The sequence below is a fragment of the Armatimonadota bacterium genome (assembly GCA_016789105.1).
GTDB lineage: Bacteria > Armatimonadota > Fimbriimonadia > Fimbriimonadales > Fimbriimonadaceae > UphvI-Ar2.
The window spans coordinates 209,806-235,554 of sequence record JAEURN010000008.1 but is presented as its reverse complement, the minus strand read 5'-3'; the positions used below and the strand labels follow the sequence as shown (position 1 = coordinate 235,554).

General features: G+C 60.8%; 20 protein-coding genes. 6 read left to right on the top strand and 14 right to left on the bottom strand.

The annotated features are described in order from the left end of the window. Nucleotides 1–52 precede the first annotated feature (52 nt). The 13 genes from JNM28_09625 to JNM28_09565 form a co-directional block, all read right to left on the bottom strand. Nucleotides 53–742, bottom strand: a complete 690-nt coding sequence (locus JNM28_09625) for an HD domain-containing protein (protein MBL8068696.1) — start codon at nucleotides 740–742, stop codon at nucleotides 53–55. Then, nucleotides 739–1,620: a polysaccharide deacetylase family protein gene (locus tag JNM28_09620; protein ID MBL8068695.1), complete on the bottom strand. Its 882-nt coding sequence runs from the start codon at nucleotides 1,618–1,620 to the stop codon at nucleotides 739–741. The genes JNM28_09625 and JNM28_09620 overlap by 4 nt, the downstream gene beginning before the upstream one ends. Beyond that, entirely contained in the window at nucleotides 1,617–4,133 is a 2,517-nt protein-coding gene (locus JNM28_09615; protein ID MBL8068694.1) for an NTP transferase domain-containing protein, read from the bottom strand. Before JNM28_09615 ends, JNM28_09620 begins: the two co-directional genes overlap by 4 nt. 55 nt (nucleotides 4,134–4,188) lie before the next feature. Beyond that, a complete protein-coding gene (locus JNM28_09610; protein MBL8068693.1) occupies nucleotides 4,189–5,094 on the bottom strand; it encodes a hypothetical protein in 906 nt (301 codons plus the stop codon). Between the two features lie 67 nt (nucleotides 5,095–5,161). Beyond that, the gene (locus JNM28_09605; GenBank protein ID MBL8068692.1) at nucleotides 5,162–6,556 is read right to left on the bottom strand and encodes a hypothetical protein; all 1,395 of its coding nucleotides are present in this window, start codon (nucleotides 6,554–6,556) and stop codon (nucleotides 5,162–5,164) included. Further along, complete coding sequence (locus JNM28_09600; protein ID MBL8068691.1) at nucleotides 6,534–7,400, bottom strand: hypothetical protein; 867 nt, start codon at nucleotides 7,398–7,400, stop codon at nucleotides 6,534–6,536. Before JNM28_09600 ends, JNM28_09605 begins: the two co-directional genes overlap by 23 nt. Further along, nucleotides 7,397–10,078 (bottom strand): hypothetical protein, encoded by a 2,682-nt coding sequence (locus JNM28_09595; protein ID MBL8068690.1) that lies wholly within the window; start codon nucleotides 10,076–10,078, stop codon nucleotides 7,397–7,399. The genes JNM28_09600 and JNM28_09595 overlap by 4 nt, the downstream gene beginning before the upstream one ends. Nucleotides 10,079–10,085: 7 nt before the next feature. Beyond that, nucleotides 10,086–11,381, bottom strand: a complete 1,296-nt coding sequence (locus tag JNM28_09590; GenBank protein MBL8068689.1) for a carboxypeptidase regulatory-like domain-containing protein — start codon at nucleotides 11,379–11,381, stop codon at nucleotides 10,086–10,088. Nucleotides 11,382–11,421: 40 nt separating this feature from the next. Then, a complete protein-coding gene (locus JNM28_09585; GenBank protein ID MBL8068688.1) occupies nucleotides 11,422–13,941 on the bottom strand; it encodes a hypothetical protein in 2,520 nt (839 codons plus the stop codon). After that, nucleotides 13,931–15,004 (bottom strand): polysaccharide pyruvyl transferase CsaB, encoded by a 1,074-nt coding sequence (gene csaB / locus JNM28_09580; GenBank protein ID MBL8068687.1) that lies wholly within the window; start codon nucleotides 15,002–15,004, stop codon nucleotides 13,931–13,933. The genes JNM28_09585 and csaB overlap by 11 nt, the downstream gene beginning before the upstream one ends. A 3-nt stretch (nucleotides 15,005–15,007) precedes the next feature. Next, nucleotides 15,008–16,855 (bottom strand): hypothetical protein, encoded by a 1,848-nt coding sequence (locus tag JNM28_09575; protein ID MBL8068686.1) that lies wholly within the window; start codon nucleotides 16,853–16,855, stop codon nucleotides 15,008–15,010. Further along, a complete protein-coding gene (locus JNM28_09570) occupies nucleotides 16,830–17,522 on the bottom strand; it encodes a rhomboid family intramembrane serine protease (protein MBL8068685.1) in 693 nt (230 codons plus the stop codon). Before JNM28_09570 ends, JNM28_09575 begins: the two co-directional genes overlap by 26 nt. A 43-nt stretch (nucleotides 17,523–17,565) precedes the next feature. Then, entirely contained in the window at nucleotides 17,566–19,533 is a 1,968-nt protein-coding gene (locus JNM28_09565) for a hypothetical protein (GenBank protein ID MBL8068684.1), read from the bottom strand. Between JNM28_09565 and JNM28_09560 the strand changes: the two genes are divergently transcribed. From JNM28_09560 to JNM28_09535, 6 genes are all read left to right on the top strand, one after another. After that, nucleotides 19,517–20,731, top strand: a complete 1,215-nt coding sequence (locus JNM28_09560; protein ID MBL8068683.1) for an alpha/beta hydrolase family protein — start codon at nucleotides 19,517–19,519, stop codon at nucleotides 20,729–20,731. The genes JNM28_09565 and JNM28_09560 overlap by 17 nt on opposite strands. Beyond that, nucleotides 20,713–21,495, top strand: a complete 783-nt coding sequence (locus JNM28_09555) for a GNAT family N-acetyltransferase (GenBank protein ID MBL8068682.1) — start codon at nucleotides 20,713–20,715, stop codon at nucleotides 21,493–21,495. Before JNM28_09560 ends, JNM28_09555 begins: the two co-directional genes overlap by 19 nt. 29 nt (nucleotides 21,496–21,524) lie before the next feature. Then, complete coding sequence (locus JNM28_09550; protein ID MBL8068681.1) at nucleotides 21,525–22,391, top strand: type II secretion system protein; 867 nt, start codon at nucleotides 21,525–21,527, stop codon at nucleotides 22,389–22,391. A 48-nt stretch (nucleotides 22,392–22,439) separates the two neighbouring features. Continuing rightward, nucleotides 22,440–23,366, top strand: a complete 927-nt coding sequence (locus tag JNM28_09545; protein ID MBL8068680.1) for a lactate/malate dehydrogenase family protein — start codon at nucleotides 22,440–22,442, stop codon at nucleotides 23,364–23,366. A gap of 109 nt (nucleotides 23,367–23,475) precedes the next feature. Continuing rightward, entirely contained in the window at nucleotides 23,476–23,820 is a 345-nt protein-coding gene (locus JNM28_09540) for a VOC family protein (protein MBL8068679.1), read from the top strand. A gap of 40 nt (nucleotides 23,821–23,860) precedes the next feature. Beyond that, nucleotides 23,861–24,070: a hypothetical protein gene (locus JNM28_09535; protein MBL8068678.1), complete on the top strand. Its 210-nt coding sequence runs from the start codon at nucleotides 23,861–23,863 to the stop codon at nucleotides 24,068–24,070. Here JNM28_09535 and JNM28_09530 read toward each other — a convergent pair. Continuing rightward, nucleotides 24,048–25,730: a hypothetical protein gene (locus JNM28_09530; GenBank protein MBL8068677.1), complete on the bottom strand. Its 1,683-nt coding sequence runs from the start codon at nucleotides 25,728–25,730 to the stop codon at nucleotides 24,048–24,050. The two genes, JNM28_09535 and JNM28_09530, sit on opposite strands and share 23 nt — an antisense overlap. Nucleotides 25,731–25,749 lie beyond the last annotated feature (19 nt).

The window sequence follows — 25,749 nt, the reverse complement described above, 5'->3', positions numbered from 1 at the left end:
GCCCAGCCCGATGGATAAATGCCCTCCGTTGCCACGCCGGAGGGCATTTTGCTTACTCCAAACTCGTGCCGTTGGCGACCAGCGAGAAGTTGTAGCCGAACAGCTTTGACGCCTTGCGACACATGACCATACGGCTCAAAAAGATCTCGAAGTACTCCATCACGCTGGCAAACTGGGTGTCGATCTCTAACACAAGTCGGATTGTTTTCGTTTCCTTTTCCATTTCAACCCGGGATTTAGTGACGGCGTAATTCACCCGGTCATGGATGTCGAAAGTCTCCATCAAAGGGTTCTGCACCCGCGACCGGTGGACATCGCTTTTATCGGCGACGATGAGGGCGGCCGACATCACACTGATGGGGGTGCCAGCTAGCTCTTCGTGGTTGCCAATCGCCCCCAGGATGGGTGCGGTCTCTCGGACATCCATGCCCATTTCGTTCAAAAAGACGAATGCGAGGTTGGCTCCGCTGATGGGATGGTCGACTCGGTTGATGACATTGCCGATGTCGTGCATGTAAGCGGCGATCTGCCCGAGTTCGACCTCGCGTTCGGGCATGCCTAGGGTTTCCATGATGTGTTTGGTGATGCCGCTGACGATGCCGACGTGCCGGTGCCCGTGCTCGGTGTAACCCATGCTGTTCAGGAGCTCGTTGGCGCCATCGATGGCGGCCATGATTTTTGGGTTGGCTTTGATGTCGCGGAGGGTGATGCGCTTTCCGGCCGGTAGGTTGGGTTCGATCATGGTTGGACGTATGGGCTACCCGGGTGGGCTTTGTTGTAGTTTAGCCAGTACGTGATGCCCAGGATGCCGTCATAGGCTTGCACTCGTTGGATGCGGTACCGGTCGAACTTAGGATCCATGGGAGAACGGGCGGGTGCGGCTCCGGCCAAAACGACGTTCCAATACCGGTGGCTCTTCCCGTTGTATCGGAACGATTCCACAAGGTCTCGGTTTTTGGGCAGGATCCCATAGGGCAAGGCCATGGAAGTGGGCTCGAACCCTTGCTTTGCCACGTATTCGTAACTCCGACCGAACTCGGATGTAACTTGTTCATCGGTGAGCTTCGACAAGTTGGGGTGGTTGACAGTGTGGGATCCGACTTCGGAACCCCACTCCCGGAGCATGGCGAGCTTCTTTGCGGCCAGCTTCTTTTGTCCCCAGGGCCCATTCGGCAAAACGAAGAATGTCCCTTTGACGGGGAAATCGGGGTGTTTCTGGGCAAACGCCCGCCAAATCCCGACCATGCACCCGGGGTCGACCGTTCCATCTGGGCGAATGGCGAATTGGCTTGGGTCGGCATCGTCGAAAGTCAAGACGACGGGGCTCGCCCCCCTGGGGAGCTGCATGCTGTTGCTGCAATATTCGGCCAACGTGACGGGCCGGTAGCCCAACCGGTAGAGGCGTTCCAAATCGGCCCGGAAGTGCCGCTGTGACCTCACCATGTACTTTTCGTCCGGTCCGGTCCGGTGGTACATCAGCACAAGCACGGTCCCGAACCGGTTCCCAGGCCGGTTGGTGACCCGTGTCGAGACTTCGGCTTGCCTTGGGGCAGGGCGGGTTGGGCCCAGCGTTTCCGGACCAGACCCCAACAAAGATAGGCATAAAGCGAGGATGGTCACGTTTGCAAACCCTGGAACCGGTGGACTTTCTCTGAGTATTCGCGGACCAGGGCTTGACTTTCAAGCAGGCTCGGACTTTCGGCATAAATATGGAACACCGGTTCATAGGAATCTGGCAGAACCAGGATCCAGGCGTCGCCGTCGTAAAACTTGATGCCATCCAACAATTCCACCTTTTGGTGGGGCAACCGATGTTCTCCCAAAAGCCGCATCACGGTTCCCTTGGCGTCCCAAGGGCACGGCTCGGCATGGTAGGCCAGGTGAAAGTCCGGGAGCTGGGAAACCAATCCGCTGAGGGTGGTGCCAACCCTTTGGAGGAGCTTCACGAGCATGGCCAAGGCCAGCATGCCGTCGAACCCTACATGGAATTCGGGGAAGATGAATCCGCCTTGTTCGTTGCCGGCAAAGACGACGCCCGGGGCCTGGGCCGCGTCGATGATTTCCCGCGTGCCCGATTTGCTACGCACAACCGGAACCCCCCGGCCGGTCAACAGGTCTTCCAGCCGTTCGGGTGCGGTCATGCCCATGAGAATTGTGCCATTTGGTTGAAAGTCCGCCATGAGCCGGCACATCGCGGCAAAGAGCGTGTTGCCGCCTAGGCAGATTCCCTGCTCATCAACAACCACGATGTTTTCGCCTTCGTTCAAAACGAGCGCGCCAAAGTCGCAACCCAGGTTGGCGACGATCTGCTGGAGGCTGGTGGTATGGTCGGTAATCTCGCTGGGCCGACGGGGTGCGGATCGGGCATCGTTGAAGCTGTTGAGGCTGATGGCATCGATGCCAGCGAGTCCCAGGAGTTTGGGCATGATGGGGCTCACGGAGCTGAACCCGTAATCGACCACGATTTTGGGCCTGCGGCCCGGCTGGGATTCGGGGAGTTGGGACAAAAACCGCCGGCTGTAGGATTCGACCGGTTGGTCAGCTTCGGAGATCATTCCGAGGGAATCGGGGTCCGCTCGGTGGAAATCTTCCCGGAAGAAGGCAGCCTCAACTTTGCGCTCCCTAGCTCGATCCATATATCCGCCGGAAGGGTTCAGGCACTCGATGAGGCTCAAACGGTTGTTGCCAGGGAACTTGCGGACGTTGACCCCGCCGGCCGCTTGGGAATGGCCCAGATAGTGCCGCAACACGGGGGTTGGGATTCCGTGCATGTCCGTGACACGGCACCCGGCGCTCAACAGGGCGGCCATCAGGCTCCTTTTGAGCATGCGGCTGCTTTTTGCGCTGTCCCGGCTGGCCAAGATCTCGGTCCCCACGGGAAATTGCGATCCGATGGCGAGTCCGAGGCGGGTGGCGAACTCCGGTGTGAGTTCGATGTTGCTGAGCCCGGCCACGCCGAGGTCGCGGAACAGCGAACCCCGCCACCGGTTGCCGATCACGAGCGACATCGTGACGGTTGTCCCCCTTTCGATTGTTTTGTCGGGCCAAATTTTGACCCGGGGCCGGATGGTGCTGCCCACATCGATCAGGGTCCGGTCGCCGACCACGCAGCCATCTTGCAGCCGGCTGTCGCGTTTGACGGTCACGCGCGACCCGACGATGGCCCCGTGGGCTTCGGTGTCGATCCCCAGGTAGCACCGATCCCAAACCACGCTGTGCCGGACTTCCGCACCCTCCTCGACCAGGCAGCTGTCGCCAAGCACGACCCCCGGGCCCAGCCGGGCCCCTCGCTTAACGCGCACGTTGTCCCCGATCAAGACGGGAGCCGTCAGCAGCGCCCGGTCGTCCACCACCGAGTTGTCACCAATCCAGATGCCTTCGGAAACGGCGTGCCCCGGAACCTGCAATTTGGTCTTGCCTTCCAAAAAGTCGTCATGGGCCTCGCGGTACTGCTCCAGGGTCCCGATGTCGCACCAGTACCCGTCCATCACGTAGCCAAACATCGGTTTGCCTTGCTCCAGCAATTTTGGAAAGACATCCTTGCTCCAGTCCGTGTTGACCCGGTTTTCGATCGAGTCGAAGATTTCGGGCTCCAGGATATACATACCGGTGTTAACGGTGTCGGTGAAAACTTCGCCCCACTCTGGCTTTTCCAAAAACCGTTCGACACGGCCGTCCGGGGCGGTCATGACGATGCCGAATTCGCGTGGGTTGGGTACGCGGCTTAGGATGAGGGTGGCCAGGCTCCCCTTTTCCCGATGGAACTTTATGGCTTCAGTCAGATCGCAGTCGGTGAGGGCATCGCCGCTGATGATGGCGAATGTCCCTCCCCTCAGCAGGATTTCCGCTTGTTTGACGCTGCCCGCGGTTCCAAGGGGGATGTCTTCGAGCGAATGGGTGATGCTGACGCCGAGTTCGGATCCATCACCAAAAACGCCCATGATCTCATCGGCCAGGTAGTGGAGGGTGGTGACAATTTCCGTGATGCCGTGGCTTTTGAGCAGCTGGACGATGTGCCACATGATCGGCCGGTTGGCGACCGGCACCAGCGGTTTTGGGATGTTGAGCGTGATCGGGCGGAGCCGGCTCCCTTCGCCACCCGCCATGACAACGGCCTTGACACCCCCCTGCATCCCCATAGTTAGCGGAATGGACGCCGGCGCCGGCTGGTTTGCGCCAGGGGATGGGCTATTCGGACTGGTGCCCATGCAACTCCTCTTCGGCCAATCGGGTGTAACGGAGTTCGGTCAGCAGGGAGTCGATGGATTCCCGGCCAAGGCTGGTTCGCAGGCTGGAGTCTTCGGCTGGCGCATCAAACGAAGCACTTGCCACCTCGTCGGCGAGCCCCTTGAGCTGTTCAGCCAGCCCTTTGGCGGGTTCAAAAATCTCTTTGGCCCGGGGGCTTTCAAACCGGTAGGCCTTGGGGTGGGTTGCGGCGACCCTCGCCAGGCCGCGGATTGCATCCTCAATTGCCAGATCGGCGAAATCTTCAAACGCGGCCTGAAAATCGTCTTTCCGGTTCTTTTTGGGTTCCCCGACGCACTGGGCCGACAGGATGGCGAGTTCCGCCATCGCCAGGTCGGCGGCTCGGATCGCTTTGTCGCGGAGGTTGGCCCGGTGCTCCGGCAAATCGGCTGAGTGCCATTGACTCCCGGCAAAGGTCTGGCGAACTCGGCCCCAATGGTAGGCACCGGCTTCCAGGAGTTGCAAGGCAATGGGGTCGACCCACTTGGGGATCTTTTTCTCGTTGTCCAGGCGTCGGAACGACTCGACGGCCCCAAACCCTTGGGCTAACAATTGGTCTTCGGCGGTCGGTGCCGCGGCGTTTTTGCGCCCGATCCGCCACCCGGCCGCGGCGGCAGCAAAGGCGGCGGCACCGGATCCGGCAAGGCTGGCGACAACCGCCATCAACGGGCCGATCGCGGGGCTGGCCAAGGCATAAACCCCGACCCCCACAACCAGGCTGGAAACTAAGGCCATCAGGCACCCCAATGCCGGCCCCGCCCCAATCCGGCGGAACAACGGGTTCGGGTGGGGGTGGTCGAGGTATGCGGCGAGCGACGGGAAGTCGCGCTTGATCTTGGTTGAGGCCATGGCTGGGGGTCGTGCGTGCCCTTAGCGTATCACGCCGGCCGGTTGGCCGGGGTTGGCCCGGGTGGGTCTAGCGTCCCCCGATCTTGCCATTGAGCCCTTTGCCGCCAGGGTTCCCGCCCCCGCCTCCGCCAGAACCAGCGGGCTTTTCTGGGAGTTGGTTGTCGTCGATCATCACGGTGCCCTTCAGGTTCTCGGCATCCATGGAATCATCGCCCTTTTTGGTAGAGACTTGCATGAAGGTCGCCGTCATGTCGTCGCCCACGGAGTTTTTGAGCCTCACCGGCTGTCCACCCGAGGATCGCAGAACCAAGAATTCCTTTTCTGCGTCGTACTCGGCCCGGGAGGCGGAGACCTCCCGCCATTTGAGGGCCCCCAATTCTTGCCGGGCAAATGGGTCGATGGTCAAGATGGCTCGCCGCTCGCCTTTCCGGTACCAATATTCGATCTGTCCGGCCCGCATGGCAATCGGGTAATCGCGGATGTTGTCGGAGTTCCGCACGGGATCCTGCTGGTCGTCGGGCGGCGCTTTGGGGCGGTTGCCGGCAATGGAATCGGGCACGATGGGGCTGACCGGCGGGATAGCGGCTTCTTTTGGCGCGGAGCCTTCTGCTTTGACCAGCATGTTGACAACCTTGCCCGTCAAAGTGGCTTTGCCGATTTTGCGTTCGATGACGGCCTTGTCGCAGCTCAGGTTGGCATCGACGCCGAAATATTCGACATGGCCTTCGGCAACGACGATGTCCTTGTCGCGGTCGTAAGACATTTTGTCGGCCTTGACGATGGTTTCCTTGTCTTGGCCTTTGGCAGATTCATAGGTGTAGATGCCGTTGCGGATGGTGGATCGCTTGGCTTCGACTTGCCACGGGGTCTTTTTGCCTTCTTGGATGGCGATCGGCCCGGCCCATTTGATTTCCCCGGTGTTGATGGCGTCCGGTTCCAGCAACAAAACAACGTCTTTGCTGGCCAGCATTCCGCCCTCCATCGTTCCGGTGACATCCCCGTTCACCGTGACTTGACGCGCGGAGTTGTCGTAAAGGAAACCGGCAGACTTGAGGTCGAGCGACTTGTTCCAGATCCGGACCCCTCCTTCGGCGAGGATCGACTTTGAATAGGTTCCGTATTCGGCCCCCGCCGCTTCAAACCGGTACTGTTTGTCTCCCTTGCCATAAAACTGGCCCTGCCGGATACCGTGAAGGGTGATGGAGCTACGGTCGGACCGGATGGTGGCCTCGTCGACCAACGCTTCTGAGACCAGTTTTCCCCCTTGGTATGACTTGATTTGGAATCCTTTAACCAAAACGCCCGCATTCCCGAACGGGCCGTTGTCCTGACCCCGGTATGCCGCCAAGGCGTCCGTGTTCACAACCGATTCGGCATATCGGTAGCCGAACCAGCCGCAGGCGGCGACGAAAGCCCAGCCGAAAAGGCCTAAGGCCAGCCTAGTGGAGGGTGATTTGGACATTGGTAATGGAATTGACGCTTGAAACCGTCAGATTGCTCGTCCCCGAAAGCGATCCCAACGTCGCATTGACGGTGTAAGTCCCTGCCGGCAGCCAAAGGGTGAATTGCCCGAGGCTATCGGCCGTGACGTGGCGGATGACGGTGGAACCACTTAACACCTGGATGTCGGATCCCGCACCGGATACGACCGACCCGTTGACGTTGTAGGGCAACGGTGGGGGGGCGGTGCTACCGGTCGGCACCAAAGATATCTGGCCGACATCCACCACACCTCCCGTCGGGGCGCCCGGAGGGCTAAAAAACGTCGAGAAGTAGCTGGTCCGCTCGACTTTGCCCTGCAGACCCAAAAAGACCGTGAGGGTGTTGCTTGAGTAGGCGACATCTGCAATGGCAAACCGCCCATCGGACCCCGAGAGGGCAGAGCGCCCGGCCAGTGAAACCTTGGCCCCGGCAACCGGGGCGGCACTGGTCGAATCCAAGACCTGGCCCGCGACGGTGACCGATTCCGGCCCTATGTAGATATCCCCAAGGTCGGTGTCCGATGAAATCGCGCCTAGGTCGAATGTGCGCACTACGGCAGGGCCCGAGCTGGGGGTGTAAGTCACCGTCAGGCTCAAGGTACCGGCAGTCGGATCGAGGCTGAAATAGCCGTCTGTTGCATCGCTGAGGGCCGACTTGTCGCCGATTCGGACAGTCGCCTGTGGGGACGGCGCTGAACCGGTTTCGATCCACAGGACGTTGCCCTGAACAGTAACGGTGCCGGCCTGGGTGCCCCCGCCACCTCCCCCGCAGCCCAATATGACGGCGAGCATCAAGGCCAACAAAGCGATTGCCCAACGGCTCACCGGTTCACCACCTGGATTGTTTCAGCAGTGCTGGAGGCGACAAAAGAGGTCTGGCCACCCGGCGACACCATCGTCGAACCACCTCTGATGTAAAGCGAGAATGACTTTTGGCCGAGGGCCGGGACGTTTTTGATCCAGTAGCGCACTCCGGGTGTCAGGCCGGTCAGGGACAAGGTGTAAACCTCCATGTTTTTTGGTGGGCGGACATCCCGGTAAAGGGATTCGCCGTTCAAGAGTTGGGCCTGGAACCCTCCAGGACCGAGGGGGAGCGGTTGATCTTCGCGGTCGTAACCCCGGGATGTGCCGGGAGATTGGGCTAGTTCAACCACCGAATAGTGCCCCAAGGCACTCGTGACTTCGAATCGGGATCGCCATGCCCCCGGAACCGGGTAACCGGTCGGTGCCGCCGGGCTGGCGACCCGCCCCCGCGATCCGGCGCCAAAAACCAAAACGGCCCCGTCGTTGGAAAGCGACCGGACGAAATAGGCTTGGCCAGGTTCGAACGACGTCGCGGGGACAAGCGTTCCGCGATCTGGGTTGACCGGATCTGGGGTGAATTTGAAAAACGTGGCGCCGACCAACGAACCCGCCGCTTCGGCCCAAGTGGAAACGGCCTGTGATGTGGTCGTGACCAGGATATTCGCCGTTGTCACCGTTGAATCCACCGGGGCCGAAACCAGGTTCCACCCCGGGGTGAGGCTGACCGCGAGGGGGGTGTCTTCACTTGTGCGGCCAGGGACGGACAAGGGGGTTGCCGCCGGGGGCCGGACAAAATAGCCGAGCCCTTGGCCGACTTCGCCGTCGTCGGGATAGAACTGATAGCCGCCGATGAAGGCATTCCACCTGCCAATCAGCATCTGGTTGTCGGCCAGGCCGAATATTCGGGCTGGGTTGGGCCGCAACGGTTCGTACGGGATTGAAAAGCTTTGGAGCGCACCGCTCACATTGGTCGAGAAAATCCGGAACGACCCAGGCGACCGGAAGTCGACGGAAAAATCGCCCCGCCCCTTGTTCACGACGGTGCTTGCGACGATTGCCGAAGTCCCGATGTTTTGCAGGTCAACTTGGACCGATTGCTCGAGGGCGAAATTCGGGTCGGAGATTGTGCCGCTAAAGGCACCCTTGACGACGGGGAAGGCCGCCACCCCGCCGGGCCACGTCAGCCGGACTTGGAGGCTGGCCGAACTGCCGTCATAGCCGACGACGGTACCGTAGACGTTTTTCGGCGTCGGGTTTGAACCGGTGGAGTAAGCCCCTGCCGGAAGGTAGAGCCGGACGTTTTTGCCTTGATATGGCAGATCCACGGCGACACGGTAGATGGTGTTGGCGGATTCGTCGGCCAAGAAGTTGGGCACGACCGATCCGTACCCGCCGGCGATCGGAATTTGGTCATCTTGGGCGGTGGTGAAGAACCGAGTGAAGTCGTTCCGCCAGTAGATCGGATAGCTCAACCCACTCAACAAGGTTTCGCTCCCGGTCGGCGAGGTTTTGAAAACGTTGAGCACAATCCCAAAAACCCCGAAGTCGTTGGTGGCGGCGGCACCGGCGATGGGGAACGCCTCGGGGACGAGCTTGAGCCCAGGGTTCAGGTTCAGGTCGAGGATCGCCTGGCGTTGCATCCATTCCGCAAAGCTCAGGCCTTCGACGGTTGCCCCCGGGTTGCCGTTCAGGAGGTTGAGCAGTCCCTGGCCCAATCCAGCGAAATCGGATTCCGAGGTGTATGCGCCTGGGTTGCGTTGGTAATAGTCGTTGAAGGCCGCAATGAACCCGGGGTATTGCACCAAAAGTTTGGCCCAGGCGGTACCCGCCATTTTGTAGCGCAACAGGTAGATACCCCCGGTGCTGCCCCCGATGGGCAGGGGGTCGTTGAGAAGGTTGGCCGCAATGAATGTGGGGGCCCCGAGCCCGGGGTAGTTGCTCCAGTGGTACACGGCACTGGCGTCGTAAAGGCTGTCCAAAGTTTGTTCGACCTCGCCCGAGGTGCTGTTGGGGATGGCACCTGGCACGCGGGCGACCTTCATGGTGGCGGCACGCACAAACCCTTCGTTGAAGGCGTCAAAGGGGTAGCTGTTGGTTCCTGTGTAGGCGAGCAGGAGAGTGTGGATGAAGTTCACGCCGGCGCTGGTCGCGCTCAAATAAACGGGGAAGTGGATTTCTGGGCCATTGGGGGCATTGGGAATGTAGATGCCTCCGGCAACGGCCTGTCGGGCGGGGATGTCGGCATCGTAGTTGAGGACTTTGACGATGCCGCCAACGGCAGCGGGGCCAAAGACGGCATCCATGGCCGATTTGGAAGCCGAGTATGTACCGCTCAGTTGGTTTTGGTAATCCGTGGGAAAGGCCCGGCTCCCGGAACTGTCGAACTGTAAGGTGATATCCCCGCTCCCGGACCGTCCAGAAGCGATGCGGTTGACCGGCAGCGCCTGCCCGTTTTGGGTGAGGATCACGCGGATGGGTTGGCTGAACGTCGGCCGGTTGGGCATCAGGGCCAAGCGGGATTCGCTGAGTTCGGCGAGGCGCTGGTTGGCATTGCGCACTGCTTGCTCGGCCGCGTCTATGTACGTTCCAGGCCCACGGCTGGGCGACCATTCGACGAAAAGGTCGGCGGCTTGGGACAGGCTGCCCAGGGCAAAAACGAGGGCGGCCAAGGCCGCCCTCCCACAATTTCGGGTGATCATTGGGCTTCTATGGAACGAACGTTCCGATCTGGCTAATCGTTCGACTGGTTCCGCCAAACGCCGTTCCCAGGACGATGTAATAGTATGTCCGGCCCGACTGCAAAGGCGGCCCATTATAGGTATAGCTGAGCCCGGTCAGAGTCCCAGATTGGTAAAGGAAGTTGGCGCCCGCAGTGGGGAACCCGTCAAAAATGAAGACCTCGTAATCGGTGGCCCCCGATCCCGACCGCCAGCTGAGGGTTGGGCCTGCAGTGGGGTTGTTGAGTTCGAGCAAGTTTAAGGTTTCGACGACGATCCGGTTGCTCAACCCGCTTTCGGAGTTGTTGTAGTCCGGATAGAGGGTGGCCACGGTCGAAAACGCGTAACTGTAGGTGGAATCTGGTTGCAACCCGATGTCCACGAAATAGTTGGCTAGCGGGTCGAACGCCAAATCGAGGGCAAACACCGAACCGCTGGCCCCATTCCCCCGGTAGACATTGAATCCCAAAAGGTCGGGGAACTGGATGGGGTTCCACTCAAAGTCAGCCTCGACGACCATGTCGGACCGCAAGCCCCGGGTTGTGGCCGGCGGCTGGTGTTCTTTGAGCCCAAAGTGCGACCTGGCCCAGGCGAGCGAGCCGCCCCCTGGCCCGCGTGTCGCATCGGGGTGGCTGACCCAAGTGACGGCTGATGTGATCGTCGGCGGGCTGAGGCTGGGCAAGCCTGGGTTGGTCAAGGTGAAGCTCACGGTGCGGTCTTGGTGGATGCCCAAGTTGAGCGTGGTTTGGCCGCTCCGGTAGTTCCGCCCGGTCGCGCTGAGCTGGTAGTTGCCGGGCGGAACGTCGCGCATCACGTAGTTGCCGTTTTCGTCGGTGACGGCGCGGATGCTTGTGCCGGTGCCCAAGTAGGCGAAGACGCTGGCCCCGCTCAATAGGAATCCTTGTTGGTCGCGGACTTGTCCCCGGATGATCGAGACCTCGCTTTCCCGCCCCATGAGCACGTTGACGTTGTTTTGCTGGGCGTCTTCTAGGTTAAAGATCACGGTGCGGCCGACGAATTTGGTCCCATTAACAAATCCGGTCGCCTGCACTTCGACGTCGCCAGACCGGAGGTTTTCGAGTTGGAATGCCCCGGTCGTGGTCGTTTTCGTGGATTGGCCGTCGGCATAAACGTTGGCATCCCGGAACGGTTGGAAATCGACTCCGATCACGGTTCCGGTGACGGTGGAGGTGCGGGGCCCGTTGAACCCGCCGCACCCGGTCAAAACAGAGAGGGCCAGGGCACCGAGTAGTCCCAACGGAATAGAAATGAACCGATTTTTCATCGCAAACTCATGATTTGAAACGTGCGGGACGGGGCGGCCGTTACCGGCCGAAGTTGAACGAGAACTCAAAATCCAGGGTTCTGGCCCGATAAGCCCCGCTACTGAGGAAGGGATCGCTGTTTTTGTTGTCGCTGAAGCGGTAGCGAACGTTCAACGCCAGCGCTTCCCAAATTTGATACTGGTAAACCAGACTGTAATCCAGCTGCGATTGGGGGAGGTATCCGGTGACATTCCCATAGTTGGCCGAAAAACCGAGGGCGTGCCTCGGGGCCAGCCGGTAGTCGAGGAAGAGGTCGAACGCAACGGAGTCTTGGCCGAATTGGCTTGTGCCCCCGCTGAGCAAAACGCTGCCGCTTGCCCGGTAGGCCAGGTTGCCAAATCGCCCATTGATGAATCCCGAGGCGTTGGTGGTCGCGCTTTTTTGCAATCCGCCGGCAAAAGTCGTCGTGCTGAAGTCGAGGTCGCCGCCCAGGTAATGGCCCCCACCGAGGTCGTAATCCACCCCGAGACTTGCACTTTCGGTTTTGCTGTTGCTGGTGGCGCTGCCCGAAGAGCGGTAAAGGAGTCCGCTTGCCCGGAGCCCCAGCCGGCTGTCTGGCTGCCACCTCAGGGTCAGGCTTGTGTTCTTGCCGGCGCTCCCCCCGTTGCCAAAAGAGGTTCCGGTGCCGGACGTGAACCCGTTTCCGCCGTAACCGGTGCCATAGCCGGTGTCGATCCCGCCTATTGCGGAAACTGCCCCGGAATCATGATCTGAAAAGGAGAGGCGCGCGGAAAAATTGTCAGACGGCCGGTATCCGACGGCCCCGAGATAGTCGTGGCCGTTTCCGGATTGCCCCCCAGATCGGATTTTGCTCAGGCCCGCGCCTAATGAAAAATCCCAAACCTTGCCGGCGGTGTAGCTGGTTTGCAAACGGATGTTGTTGACGTCGGCCGTCTGCGTGCCCGAAACATGCTGTTGATCCACGGTCAGCCCGGCCGTGAAGGCGCCCCAGACCCGGTTGGTCGATAGACCGTAGGTGTCGATTGTGTTATTGATCGATGGGTTCCGGGTTTGGTTCCGGGAAAAATTGAGGGTGACCGGGAGCGCCAGCTTGGGGTCGTTGGCCAGGGTGTATTCCCCGTAGGTCCGCGTTGAGCGGGTGGTCACAAACGAATTGTTCGTGCCCCCCAGGCTGAGGATGCTGGAGTTCACGTTGCCAAAATCGAACTGCCCGCGGTTCCCGGCTTTGACCCCGACCCGCCAGTCGTTCGCCTTTTCGTTCCGGTTGAGGCTTGCCGATTGGATAGTGACGTATCCGGACGGGATGTCCCGGAATCCGGCAGAGAGCGTCCAAGGGCCAACCGCGTATTTACCGGTGGCGCTGCGGGCTGTCCCGCTGGTTGCCGTGGGGGTGTTGACGGATTTGCCCGTGGCCTGGTTGTAAGTCAGTTGCCCGCCCCGGAACGGGAGTGTGTAGTCGAACCCCACCACTTCCCGATCCCCTTGCACCTGGCCGGTCGGCGTCGGCGTATAGAGGACGTCGATGTTGGACGTGGAGGGCATGAACCGCGTGAAGTAAAAAATGCTCGGGTTGTCGGGGTCAAAGTACCAGTCCACGTTCTGGGTTTGCAAAATCCCATCCACGCGGATGACGACGGGTTGGGAAGCCAGCGGTTGGAATTGGAGGAAATAGGGCGTGCTGGGTGCGCCGAATCCTTGGAATTTTTCGAGTCGGGTGCTGAGCCCGCCGTTGGAGCCGGTCACCTGCCTGGCCCCGGTCAGGCCGAGTTGGCCAAACCGCCCAAAATCGTAGACGGCCCCGACGCCTTCGATCCGGCCGGCGGCCCCGGCAAAGTTAAAGGACTCATAGGTGGCCACGATTGTGCTTGTGGGGGGGATGATCCGGCTTTCCAGGGTTTGGCGGTTAAGGAAGAGGATGGCGCCCAGGTCATAGTCGATGGTGTAGTCCCGTCCGAGCACTTGGGCAACACCGTCGACTTCGACCCGTTCGCTCCCTCGGACGATCTGGGAGCTTTGCAGATAATAGGGTCCGGCGGAGTTGGTGCCCTGGATGGAGACTGAGCGGGGTTCGCTCCGTGATTCGGTGCGAATGAGCCCGACTTTCAGCGGCCCTCCCTTGTATCCGGCGGAGACCCCCGAGGTGGAGTTGTTGATCGCGATGAACCGGTTGCGGGTCGGCAAAGTAGCGCGGATGTCGCCGTATTCGGCGGTCCACACTTTGTCTTCGTACCAAAGGCGGTACCGGTCGGCTTGCGGGTCAATGAACCGGGAGTCTTGGATGTTGGCGTCGAAGTTGAGCCAGCCCAAAACGCCGCGGCCTTCGATGCGGAGATATCCGAGGTCAGTGATTTTGCGGTCGCCGAACCCTCCGTCGTTGGAGATGTTGTAGGCCGACCGGTCGCCGCTGACGTCGCGGAGGTGGTAGGCGATGCGGCGTTCGCCAAAGACCCTGATTTTCTTGTAGATCTTTTCTTTGGCGAACTGGACGGCCGAGGATTGCGCCCATGCGGCTTGGCTGGCCAAAGCGGCCAACGCAAACGCGGCAGCCTTATGCGCCAAGGCAGTCCCGCAAGGCTTGGATGTTGCCTCCGGCGGCTGCTTTGAGTTCGCCGAGGCGGCGTTCGACAGTTCTGGCGTGGGGTTCGCGGTCTTTGACAAAGCTTTGGAATTGGGCAAACAGGCGGTCTCCGGTCACTCCTTGCACATTAGGAGGGGCGGGGAGGCCAATCAAGTTCGAAAACGCCGTGACTTTGGGGTCGTAGCTGACCATCATGGGGGGGATGCCCACCGTTGCGGCCAAGATGCCGGCGTGGAGCCGCATGGCGATCACGGCCTCCATCCTCCCGACCCGCTGTTGGAATTGGGCCGGGGTGGCCAAGCCTTTGAGGTCGGGGACTTTGCCGCCATGGAGTTTGGCGATCTCGTCGATGACTTTGGCGTCCTCTTCGGCGTCCATCGGCATGAGAACGGGGACATACCCGTTTTTGCTGAGGAGCATCACCAGGTCGGCAAAGGCGCGGACGACCTCTTTGCTGTTCTTTTTGCCCCAAGGCCTCACCGAGATGCCGATGGTTTTCATCCCCGCTACGCCGAAACTGGTCGAAGCTTCGTCTTTGGGCGGGACCGGGAGCAAGAAGGCGCAATCGGCGGTCACACGCGGAGTCCCTTTGACTCCGAGCGACCGGAGGACACTGACACTGCCCGGGTCGCGGACGGCGATCATGTCGGCGGCATTGAACGCGGCGGCCGCCATCCGTTTGCCCAGGAATCCGTTGAGGGGGCCGACCCCCTGCCCCAAAAGGATGACTTTCTTATTAGCCTTTTTGGCTTCTTTAACCAGGCCGGAATAGTAGGCGACGCTTTTGGTGCTGGTGACATCTTGGAAGATGCTCCCGCCAGGGAAAACCAGGGCGTCACATTCTGAGATCGCGTTTTTGACCGACCCGAGATCCATGCGGGGGACACCCGGAATGCCGAGGTTGCGCATCAATCGCTCAGCTGAACCGGCAAGGGCCCGGTATTGATACGGTGTGTCGCCCAGGCCTTCGGCAAACCCTTTGAGGATTGCGTCGTCGCCCAGGTTGCCTGCCCCGAAATACCCGGCGAGCAACAGTTTGGCCATCCGCTACTGATCTTCCCCGGCCGGGCGCGGCACGATCCGCGCCACCACCAGCCATCCCAAGGCCCCGATTATACACCCGAGCCCGAGCCCAACCCCCACCCGGATGAGGCTTAACATGATAGGGGTGTGCAGGTGGCACATCGTGTTAACAATGCTGGTTTGACCGATGGCCCCGACAACGAGCAGGAACCCAGCAACCGCCCTCCATTTAGCTTCTGGATTCCGGTTCCAAAGCTGGATCCCAATTAGCAGGGCGGGGTGTCCGATCAGGAATTCTTTGGTTCGGGGCCGGACCACCAGCCACCGATCAAGCAAGTCGCGGAGCTTGAGTTCGAGACCACTGACCGCCGCGGGGTTGTCATTGCCAGTCCGGAGGTACATGAACCCCAGGACGCCCAAGATGAAAATCGATGTGAAAAGCGTCCCCCAGACGATGGGTTGGCGCATGGCTTCTCGCCAATCGGTGAGCTTTTGCAAGGTGACCCATGCCACCACGAAAATCGGGAGGAAGACGGCAACTTTCACCCCGGTGAAGACATCCAGGTGGAGCATGTACGGCACCCCCACAAGCAATCCGGCGATCGGGAGCCCGCCGGCCAGGGATATGGCGGACATCCCGAGATAGCTCAACCAGGCTGGGCGACGACCGTCGAAAAACCAAAAGTAAGCGAGAATCGGGAAGAGGATGGCACCGGCCAACGTAGCGTACTCCTTGGTGGCACCCAAATTGACGGCGAGGCCAATCGCGGCGGCCATTGTCCAAGGCACGGCATCGGGCACCTTGAAAGCCGTCGCCAACACCCGGATGAGGGCGTAGGCCAGGGCCGGGATCATCGCCAGTCCCAAAAGCGCCTGGAGGATCGGGGATGTGGTTGGTTCCTGGAACGGCCGCGGGGGTTTGACCTCCAGCCCCTCGTGTTCCAACCCCCTCCGGATGTCCTTCAAAAGGGTGGCAAAGTCATCTAGGCCTCGTTCGGATGTCGTTTCGGGTGCCCGAACGAGCAAGAGCCGGATATTTCGTTCCCGGGCCGCTTTGACGTACCGCTCAACAATGGCCGACTTGGGCATACGGACGAGTTCGGCCGTTTGGGCAGCGTGCAAGCGGATGGCGTTGCCCGGGGCTTTGGCGGTGAGGGGACCGTCGCCGACGGTCTTGACGAATTCTGCGGCGACGTACCGGATGTGGTGCCGCTCAAGGATCTCGCTGACCTCTTTGACTTTGTCCGGTGCGCCCAAGGCGACATCGCCCAGGGGGAGGTAGTAGTCGACGACGCCCGTTTTTTCGAGGTTGTCAAAAACCGAATCGATGTAGTCCAAACTCGCCCCTGGCGGGGTGCCCATGCGGGCCAACAGGCGGTAACCGCCTGACTGGGCGGAATCGATATCTCGTTGCGGCAAACCGACGGGTAGGCTCCGCAAAAGGTCTGGCCTGGCAAACCAATTGTCTTCTTGCCAATCGGTCCCGTACCTTGCCCGCCACGCCTTAATCACCCGCTCGGTTTGGACAGGATCCCCAATACATTCGACAGTTCCGGGCCCAAGGCGACGGGTTTCGATGGAACCACCCGCGATCAAATCCCCTACGGTGGCTTCATTGCTGCTCAGGATCAACAAGGGCTGGTTGCCCCCACCAAGCGCAGAATTGAGTTTCGTCAAGCCTTCTCCAAGGCTGAGCCCCTGAGTGGCGGCGAGTTCGGCAACCGTGTCCGTCTCAACCACGATGCCGACCGCGCGGTTGGATTGTTCGGCCTGGTGCCTGGGGGCGATGTTGGCCAGAGCCAAAACCGCAGTGGCGGCCAGTGAGGCGGCCACCCACCAGGGCTGGTTAGTCGTCTTCGTCGAAATGGGCATCCTCCTCAATCGGGCTGTCGGCCAAGACGGCGTTCCGTCCGCCCATCACCAGCACCGTGACCATACCAGCCAGGAATCCGCCGACATGCGCCCAGTTCGCAACCCCTTCTTGGGGGAACAAGACTTGCCATAGGAACCAAACAACCAAGAGCATCCAACTGGTCACGGTGAAGGGCCAAAAGAAGAAAGGCGGGATGACAACCCGGATCTGCGACCCAGGGAACAGAAGAAAATAAGCACCTAACACGCCACCGATTGCTCCGCTCGCCCCCACTGTGGGGACATCGGAGGCAGGGTTGACGAAAATGTGGGCCGCGGCGGCAAACAAACCCCAAAAGATGTAATAGAGAGCAAAACGGGGCGGGCGGATCGCTTCTTCCACGGCAGGGCCAAAGGCGAAGAGAAACAGCATGTTTCCAACCAGGTGCATCAGGCTCCCATGCAGGAACAGGCTGGTGAAGATCTTGGCCAACTCAATGGGGTCGCCCCGGTTTGAAAAGGCTTTGACCACCTGGATTGGGCGCATCGCGAGGTCGGCAAACCCGATGTTCGGGCCAGAAAAGCCGCCATTGCGATCCCACAAAAAGATCAAGACGTTGAGCCCGATCAGCGTCCAAACGATGACCGCTGGGTTCTTCCGCACCAGGTTGTCGCGGATCGGGATCATAGGTTTGCCATCTTACTCTTGGAACTTCAACCCCTTGGGTGGCTCATTGATCCCAAAAGATCCCTTTCGCCCCAGATGCGTCATGGTCAGTGTGGTTTTTGCCCAAGTTGGCCGCGTAAGGGGCATCCGGGGCGGCAAAGGTATCGGTTCCCTGTTCGTCGAGGAAAAGCCCTAGGCAAAGACTGAGCTGCCGCAACGAGCCTTCTGGCGTTTCATTGGCATTGCCGAGCACGGTCTTGCCCGTGGCGGCATAGATGTCGTCCCCGGCCCGGTCGATGAAAATGCCGAACCCATTGGCGTTCCCTGCCCCCAAAGCCAGGCTGGCGCCCGAATACTTGTCATTGCCGCCTCCCTCCAACAGAAAGCCGATGGAGAAGTCGTGCCCCGCTCCCTGCGTCATGTTGATTTGGCCGGAATAGGCGTCGTCGCCGGCGTCGTCTTGCAAATAGCCGATTGCGAAGTGGGCCGCCGAACCTTGGCCATACCAGACAGATTGGTAAGTGTCGGCACCATCGCGATCCCAAAGCCCGCCAATCCCCATCCAATAACCGCACCCTTGCGCAAAGACCCCCGCTTGGTAGGTGTCGTCCCCTTCCAGATCGAACAGGAACCCCATTCCTCCGGCCAGGCTTTGCCCAAAGACATAGTCGAGCCGGATGCCGTATCCGGCCCCTTGCGACATCGAGGCGTTGTGTTCGGCCGATTGCGGGGATTTGAAGTCGAGGACGGCGTCTTCGGCCACGTATTTGTCGTCGCCCCGGCGGTCCAACAGCCACCCAACTCCGGCGGTCATGCCGCACCCTTGGCCCTGGGTGAAGATCCGGTATTCGTCCGAACCTGCCAGGTCTTCGCAGATCCCGATCCCAAAGAACCCATAACCCAAACTGTTGGTGTAGGCGTCGTAAACATCTTTGCCTTCCGCATCGAGCAAGTAACCGACCCCGAACGTGCCGGAACCGAACCCCTGGGCCGCGGAGCGGTAAAGGTCGTCTCCCTTTTCATCCACAACGAACGCCATGCCGAAGAACCCCCTTGCCGGCCCGGAAGCCAGCCGTTGCTGCGACCGGGTCGCCCCATCCCGAACCATCTTGCCTTTGTAGCCGGGGTCGCTGAGGTAGCTGTCGTTGCCGGATCGATCGATGACGGCCGAACACCAGTTTTTGGATCCGCCGGTGTAGGTGTCGTCGCCCCCAAGGTCGATGACCAAGAATGTGTTTGCCAGATCGGTGGACTGCTTGCCGCCATCTTGGATGACGACATCCCCCCATTTGGTTGCCAATCGCCAAGTGGAGTTCCCAATCAAGCCCGCCGAGTCAACGATAGGCCGCACGGCATTGACGGTGGCCGCGAAGTCTTGGGAGGCGGCCACCAGGTAGCCCATTTCGGTCGACTTGGCCAGGGCCAGCCACTCAGAAAACCGGGCGGGATCTCCCCCATTAAAAGCTTCGGCCTGGGTCAGGGCCCGGAGTCGGTCTGCCCGGGTCGGGTCGGAAAACGTGGCGTCGTAGAGCTTCCGCTGTGCCAAAGCGCAGTCCATCAAAATGGCAACCGCCCGCTTTGCCTCGTCCGGGACGATCCCTTGAGATTCCGGTTGGCCGGCAACCAGTCCGGCCGCCCGATACTTTTCAATGATTCGGTTCAACGACGATCCGTCGGGGTTGGACTGGAGGAAGGGGGCCGACGGGTCGCCGAGGAGATCCCGCCGGGAGCCAAACGGGGTGAGCCGGGAGGCGGCAGCAAGCAATTTGTGGGGCTGGCCGTTGGCGATGAGGGCGTCGCGTTCCACAACGCTGAAAAACCCCGGTGTTTGCCAGGGGCTCGACGCCAGGGCTGATTCCACCGGATTTAGATACAAACCTGTCCGGTAATAGGCCAAGGCGACGGGGTCGAACGTAGCCGTCTGGCGGTTGAGTCCCCCTGCCCCTAGCGCGACATCCAAAGCCTTATCTAAACTATCGGGGCTGGCAAGGGGGAATGCGGTGAGGAAAAGGGCAGTGGCAAGGGCGATCATGGCGTTAGCGGCGGTTTTGGCGGCATCCGCCGCATTGGCGCAGGGCCCAAACCCAGCGCAATTATCAGACGGATTCCCACTGCCTCCCAGTATCGCGTTTTCTGAATGGCGCCAGGTGGCCAGGACCGATTCGTATTCGGAATTCCGGCAAGTGTTCCCTTCGGCGGTGGCGAGCCGGTTCCCGGCAAACGACACTATCGAATTGCAAGTGTTCTTGCCGACAGATGCGGTGGGCTCTCCCCCAGTCGCCATCCTCCTTCACTTTTGGGGGGCGACAGACAATGCGCTCGAGCGGGATTTGGCGGTCGAGCTGGCATCGCGGGGGATCGCCTCTGTGGTGATGCCTTTGCCTTACCATTTGACGAGGACGCCGGCGGGTTACCGGAGCGGTGAGTTGGCGATCCAACCGGATCCAGAGGAACTCAAGCAGACGATGCGCCAATCGGTCTCCGATGTCCAACGGACGGTGGACTGGATCCAGAGCCGGCGCGAGTTCGCCGGTTCCAGCATCGGGGTGACGGGGGTGAGCCTGGGGGCGATCGTTTCCAGCCTTGTTTTCGCGGTGGAGCCGCGCATCAAATCGGCGAGTTTCCTGCTTGGAGGGGCCGATTTGGCGCATATTCTCATGCATTCATCGCGGACGGTCACCCAGCGGCGCATATTGGAATCCCAAGGATGGACTGAGGACAAACTGAGGGAAAATCTGCGCCCCATCGAACCGTTGACGTACCTCTCGCCCGGCGATTTGCGCCCAGCCTATGTCATCGAGGCCCGCAACGACACGGTTGTGCCGCCGGAAGACGCGGACAAACTGGCCTCTGCCCTGGCCAACCACACGGTTCTGACTTTGGAAACCGGGCATTACGGGGGTTTTTTGGTCAAAGACCGTTTGATCCGGAGCATCGCGGCGTTTTTTGACGCCACGCTGAGGGGGCGGCCGTTTTCGGCACCATCGAAGTTCTATTCGCCGACGATCCGCTTCAGCTTAATGGCCGACACGCAGAACGGGCTCCAAATCGGCGCGGGCTTGGATATCTGGCGCTCCAATGACCGCTCCGACATTTTTGCGACCGGCTTCCTGACTCCGACCGGCCCCCAGGCCTATTTTGGGTTCCAGCTTGGAAAAGGCGTGTCACTCGGAGCAATGTTTTCCCGCCGTGGAACGTCTCCTGGTTTGGTATGGAGCACCATCTTCTAGCCGACCTGGCACCGGCGGGGCGGGAAAACGTGGTGCACACGTACATCTCGTTGGCGCAGGGGCTGCCAGGTACCGATGTCTTGCCCCGGGACGGCTACATCCGGGTGACGGGTTCACAACCCTTGTCGTTCTGCCATTTTGCCGGGTGTTTTGAATCGGACCGGGATCCGCGGGAGTTGGCTGCCGAGCTGAGGCAGGAGGCCCGTGGCCCAGATGGCCTTTGGGTGTTTTTGCTGCCGGGCGATCAACCGGATGGGCTGCGGGCCGCCCTCCTGGAGAACGGGTTCTCGCTCCGGCAATGCCTTTGCCAATTTGGCCGGTATGGCCGGGGCCGGCTCTCCGACGGTCTGTACGAGGCTCACGATGCGGATTCGCGCCTGCGGGTCAGCCAATTCATGGCGGAGCAGTTCTTCCCGTTCACGCCAGGAGAATCGCGGATGTTAGTTGCCCGGAGCACGGCGACATCGCTCGCCAACCTGTTCTATATGGGCGTTGGCGGTTCACCTCAGGCCGCCATGATGCTGAGCAAGTCGGAAAAATCGGTTGGGCTTTACAATTTGTGCGTGGAAGGCCAAATGCGGGGCCAAGGATTGGGCACGGCCCTGGTGGAATCGGCGCAGGCACTCGCCGACAAATACGGCCTGCCGCTCACGCTCCAATGCCATGCGAGCCTGCGGAAATGGTACGAGGGCCAGGGGTTCCGGCAGACCGGCACCCTCAATGCGTTTTTTTGTGGGCCGGGACGCCGCTCTGATATACTCTAGGTAGAAAGCCCTCTGTTCGGGTTTCCGCCATGTCGCCGCGCCGCGCCTTCTCCCTGGTTGAACTGTTGGTCGTCATCGCCATCGTTTCCGCGATGGCGGCGGTCTTGTTCCCCGTTTTTTCCCAGGCCAAGATGCAGGCGTTTCAAATTTCGTGGATCGAATCCGCGCGCCAAATTTCGCTTGGCACGGCGCTGTACACGGACGACTACGACCAGCGGTACTTTTTGCCCCGGCATAATCCAGAACCGAGGGCGGATGCCACAAACGACCGCACGTGGGTCCAGTCGCTGTTGCCATACGCCAACAACTTCGAATTGTTCTTTTGCCCGGTTGATGATTCGGCCCCCAAGCCGGTTTCCGTCTTTGATCCGGACCTGACGGCCGGCAACCCTCTTGCGCGCTACTACGAGAAGTCGATGCGCGCCAATTACGGCTACAACTACGCTTACTTCTCCCCGATTTTCAAACAGGCGGGCCAGTGGGTGGTGACTCCGCGTAGCCAGAGCGATGTGGCCGACCCCAGCCGGACGATGCTGTTCGGCGATTCGGCCTGGCAAGTCCGAGGCGGCCGTCCTTCGGGCGGCGGGAGTTATCTGGTGATCCCTCCCTGCCGGTTCCAACGGGAAGGTGGCCAGCTAACGGATTCGTTCGGGTTGCAGTCGGCCCCCAACACGCAGGTGTTCGGCAATGGGTTGGCGTGGCAGGCCAAAGCGGCCGTTTGGGAATCGGACGCGGGGGCGATCTACCCGTGGTTCCACGGCATGGTCACCGTGACCCATGCAGATGGCCACGTGAAGCCGCTACCCTATTCTCGGATGACCAACGGGTGCGATGTCCAACCAGGGTGGCGCGGCCTGATTTACGATACCGGCCGCTACCTGTGGGATCTCCGCTGACCGTCCCGGATTCACCACGACCCCTCTGCCCATAATCTGGGTAGCGCTATGAAGGTCAGCATCATCGGTGGCGGCGGGCGCGTCGGTTCAGACGCGGCGTTTGCCTTGCAACTCGGCGGGATCGTGAGAGAGATCGCCCTCAACGACGTCAACGCGGATATGGCGGCCGGCGAGGCCCTGGACCTCCGCCACGGTTCCAGCCTCTTGAATAACCAGGTCATCACCAGCGGCGATTACGGGGTGATCGATGGGAGCGACTGTGTCGTCATCACGGCCGGCCTGCGGCGCAAGCCCGACGAAAGCCGCTTGGACCTCATCAACCGCAACGTTGGGTTGTTCAACGGCATCTTGGACAGCCTGAAAGGGTGCAAACTCGCCGATGGGGCCACCATCCTTGTTGTCAGCAACCCGGTGGACATCCTCACTCATCTGACGGTTGAATCGGGGATCGTCCCGCCTTCCCAAGTCCTTGGGCTCGGGACGGTTTTGGATACCGCCCGCTTCCGGAGCCTGCTGGCCGACCATTTCAAAGTCGGCGCATCGGATGTCAAGGCCCTGATCTTGGGTGAGCATGGCGATTCGATGGTCCCCATTTGGAGCAGCGCCACCATCAACGGGGTCGGCCTGCATTCGATCCCTGGGTTCACCTCCGAATTGGGCGTTGAAATCTTCGAGGCCACCAAGAAATCGGGGGCGACCGTGATCGCCCAAAAGGGTGGCGCCGGCCGCGCCGTTGGGGTTTCGATCAAAGAAGTGGTCGAGGCCATCGCCCTGGATAACCGCAAGCTCCTTCCCGTCTCGTCGGCCCAGACCGGCAAGGCTGGGATTTCCGGGATTTCGCTCTCCCTGCCAACGGTCGTCGGCCGCCATGGCGTTGTCGAGGTTTTTGAACCGGCTGTCAACGATTCTGAACGGGAGCTGCTGGCCAAAAGCGCCGAAGCCCTCAAAGCGACATTCGCCCAAGTCCAGGGTTAATCGCCAAAAGTTCGACCACCAACCAGAATCTGGCCTAAAGACTCAATTCTTAGGCCAGATTCCATTTCGTGGAACTTTGTTTGGTTTTGAGCCTGGTAAAGGCCGTTGTATGCGACTGGGGCACGTGGAACTCTTTTGTAAAGATTGTCAAAGAACCCGTGACTTTTATGTGCAACAGTTGGAGTTCGAAGAGGCCGAAGTGCCCGGTGGGGATTGCATCTGGTTGCGGTCGGATGGCATCGAGGTTTTGCTCCGGCCGGGCCGCCAAATCAGCCGTTTTGCCCGGTATGACCAATCTCCTGCCGCCCTTGTTGTTTATGTCCGGGATTTGAACGAGGTCTCGGAACGCCTTGGCCAATCTGGAGTTGAAATGAGCGAGCCCGATGGAGCCCCTTACGGATTGACCTTCCGTGATCCGGACGGCCGGTGGCTGCAGGCCGTGGAGGGGGACTGAACCCCGGCCAGGCATGAGGCGTCACGGCTAATGTCAGTTGGTGAGCCGCACAATGCAGATCCGCGACTATGAATCAGGCCGGGACCTTTCCGACATCGATGTCATTTTGTCCCGTGAAGAGGTGGAAGAACTCTCCGCCTACCTGCACCGGTTGTTGGCAGACCCCGGATTGCGCAGCGTCCAGCTAAGCCGAATCAATGGCCTCGGATTCGCCGCCGAGTTTTCGGTCACTCTTTCGCCGCCCCAGTAAGCCGCGCCAACTGCGAAACCGTCTGGCTACCGGGGAATCTTTCGGCCAGCCGGGAGACGGCCGCCTTTTCTTCTGGTCGGTAAGGGAACGGGGGTTCCAGCGGCAGTTTTTCTGCGGCGGCGACGTGTTCGGCAGCCGTGGCCTCCATCGACCGGTGTTCGATGTGGGCGGCAGCGATGAGCAAATGCACCATTTGGTTGGGTCGATGCCTTAAGAGTTCATCGGCGAGCCGTGCTGCGCTCTGCACAAGGCCGTGGCGCAGGTAAGCCCCCACGATTCCTGAAGCTTGCCCGGGGTCGGCGGCAACGCTGGCCAGCAACGGGTTCGGCTCCCGGCCCTGTGCCTGCGGCGTGTTGAGGAAGGCTTCGGCTTTGAGGAGCGGTTCCAGCGGGGCCAGGTAGTGGGCATTGGGGAGTTCTCGGTCGATTTCGGTGCGGTCCAGCCCGGATTCCCGCTTGATCGCGGCCTTAAGCCACCAACCCAAGGGGTCTTCGGCGTTGTAGGCCAGGTACCGTTCCATTTCCGCGTCCGCCCGTTCGCGATCGCCGGCCCGGGCCGCTGCCTCGGCGAGCCAACCATGGGCGGCAGCCTCCATACCTGGGATGCGGCACAAGGCATGTGGGTCAATGCGGCAATGAACCATATGGTCAAAAACTTTGTGATCGAACTTGAGGGGAACCGGCTGCGGCTGGGCGTCCGGTGGCCACTTGGCCAGGGGTGAAAAATCTGCCCCGCGGACCAGGACTCCATCCAGCGAGCTTGCCGGTTGACCGACAGGGGTGGATGTGGTCGGCCCCGGCTGGTTGTCGATCGGGGCTTCCAGGGTTTGGCCGTCCAGGGAGAGGAAGATCTTCCCGCCCTGGATGGTTTGGTGAAATTGGGTCGTGAGCTGGTCGCCGTCCGCGCCGATCGAGATCGCTTGCCCCGAGCAGAGGTGCCTCCCAAGGCCGGTGAAGGGGACAAGGGTGGCCTTCCATGAATCTGCGCGGCGCCCGCCGAGCCGCCCATCGGCCGGGAGGGTTGCCCACACACCGGGAGACCGCAAGGCGAGCCCCCCGTCAGGATCGATGAGGCAAAACCCGTTCCCCTCGCCGTCGTCGCAAACGCCGTCGGAACCCATCCCAGGGCAGGCCACCCCTCCCCGCAACGGCTTTGAGAGCAGGGAACGGTTGAGGAGGGTCTGCTCGAGGGTGACCGTCGCGCCATCGCTTTGCAGGGTAACCGCCCCATGCCAGCTGGTGTCGCCGAACCACTCGAAAACGAACGCCGCCGCTCCGCCGCTACTGTTTTCAACGATTCGGAGGTCGGTTTGGCCGAGCCGGTTCAACCGCTCGGGCCCGCAAAGGAACTCGATCCCGTGATTGAGCTCAACCCCCCGGATCCCGCCTTGTTCCAGATCCAAGCGGTCTGGGAGCGGGATGGCCCAAAGGCCGGTGCGCTTGTCGAACAGGCCGATGATGCGTCCCCCGAGCGAAGCGCACACCCAAACGCGGACGAACGCATTTTCCAAGAGGGCCCCGGCGATCGGATGCGTGACCGTACCCGACCCTGCGCGCAACTCGACTTGCGGATAGCAAGCGGGAGGAGTTTTTCCGAGAGGAACGGCCTCCACGGGCGGCCCCGGGATGGATATCTTGAATTCTGAGGCGGTCACACCCATTTACTCCTCCAGTATTGCC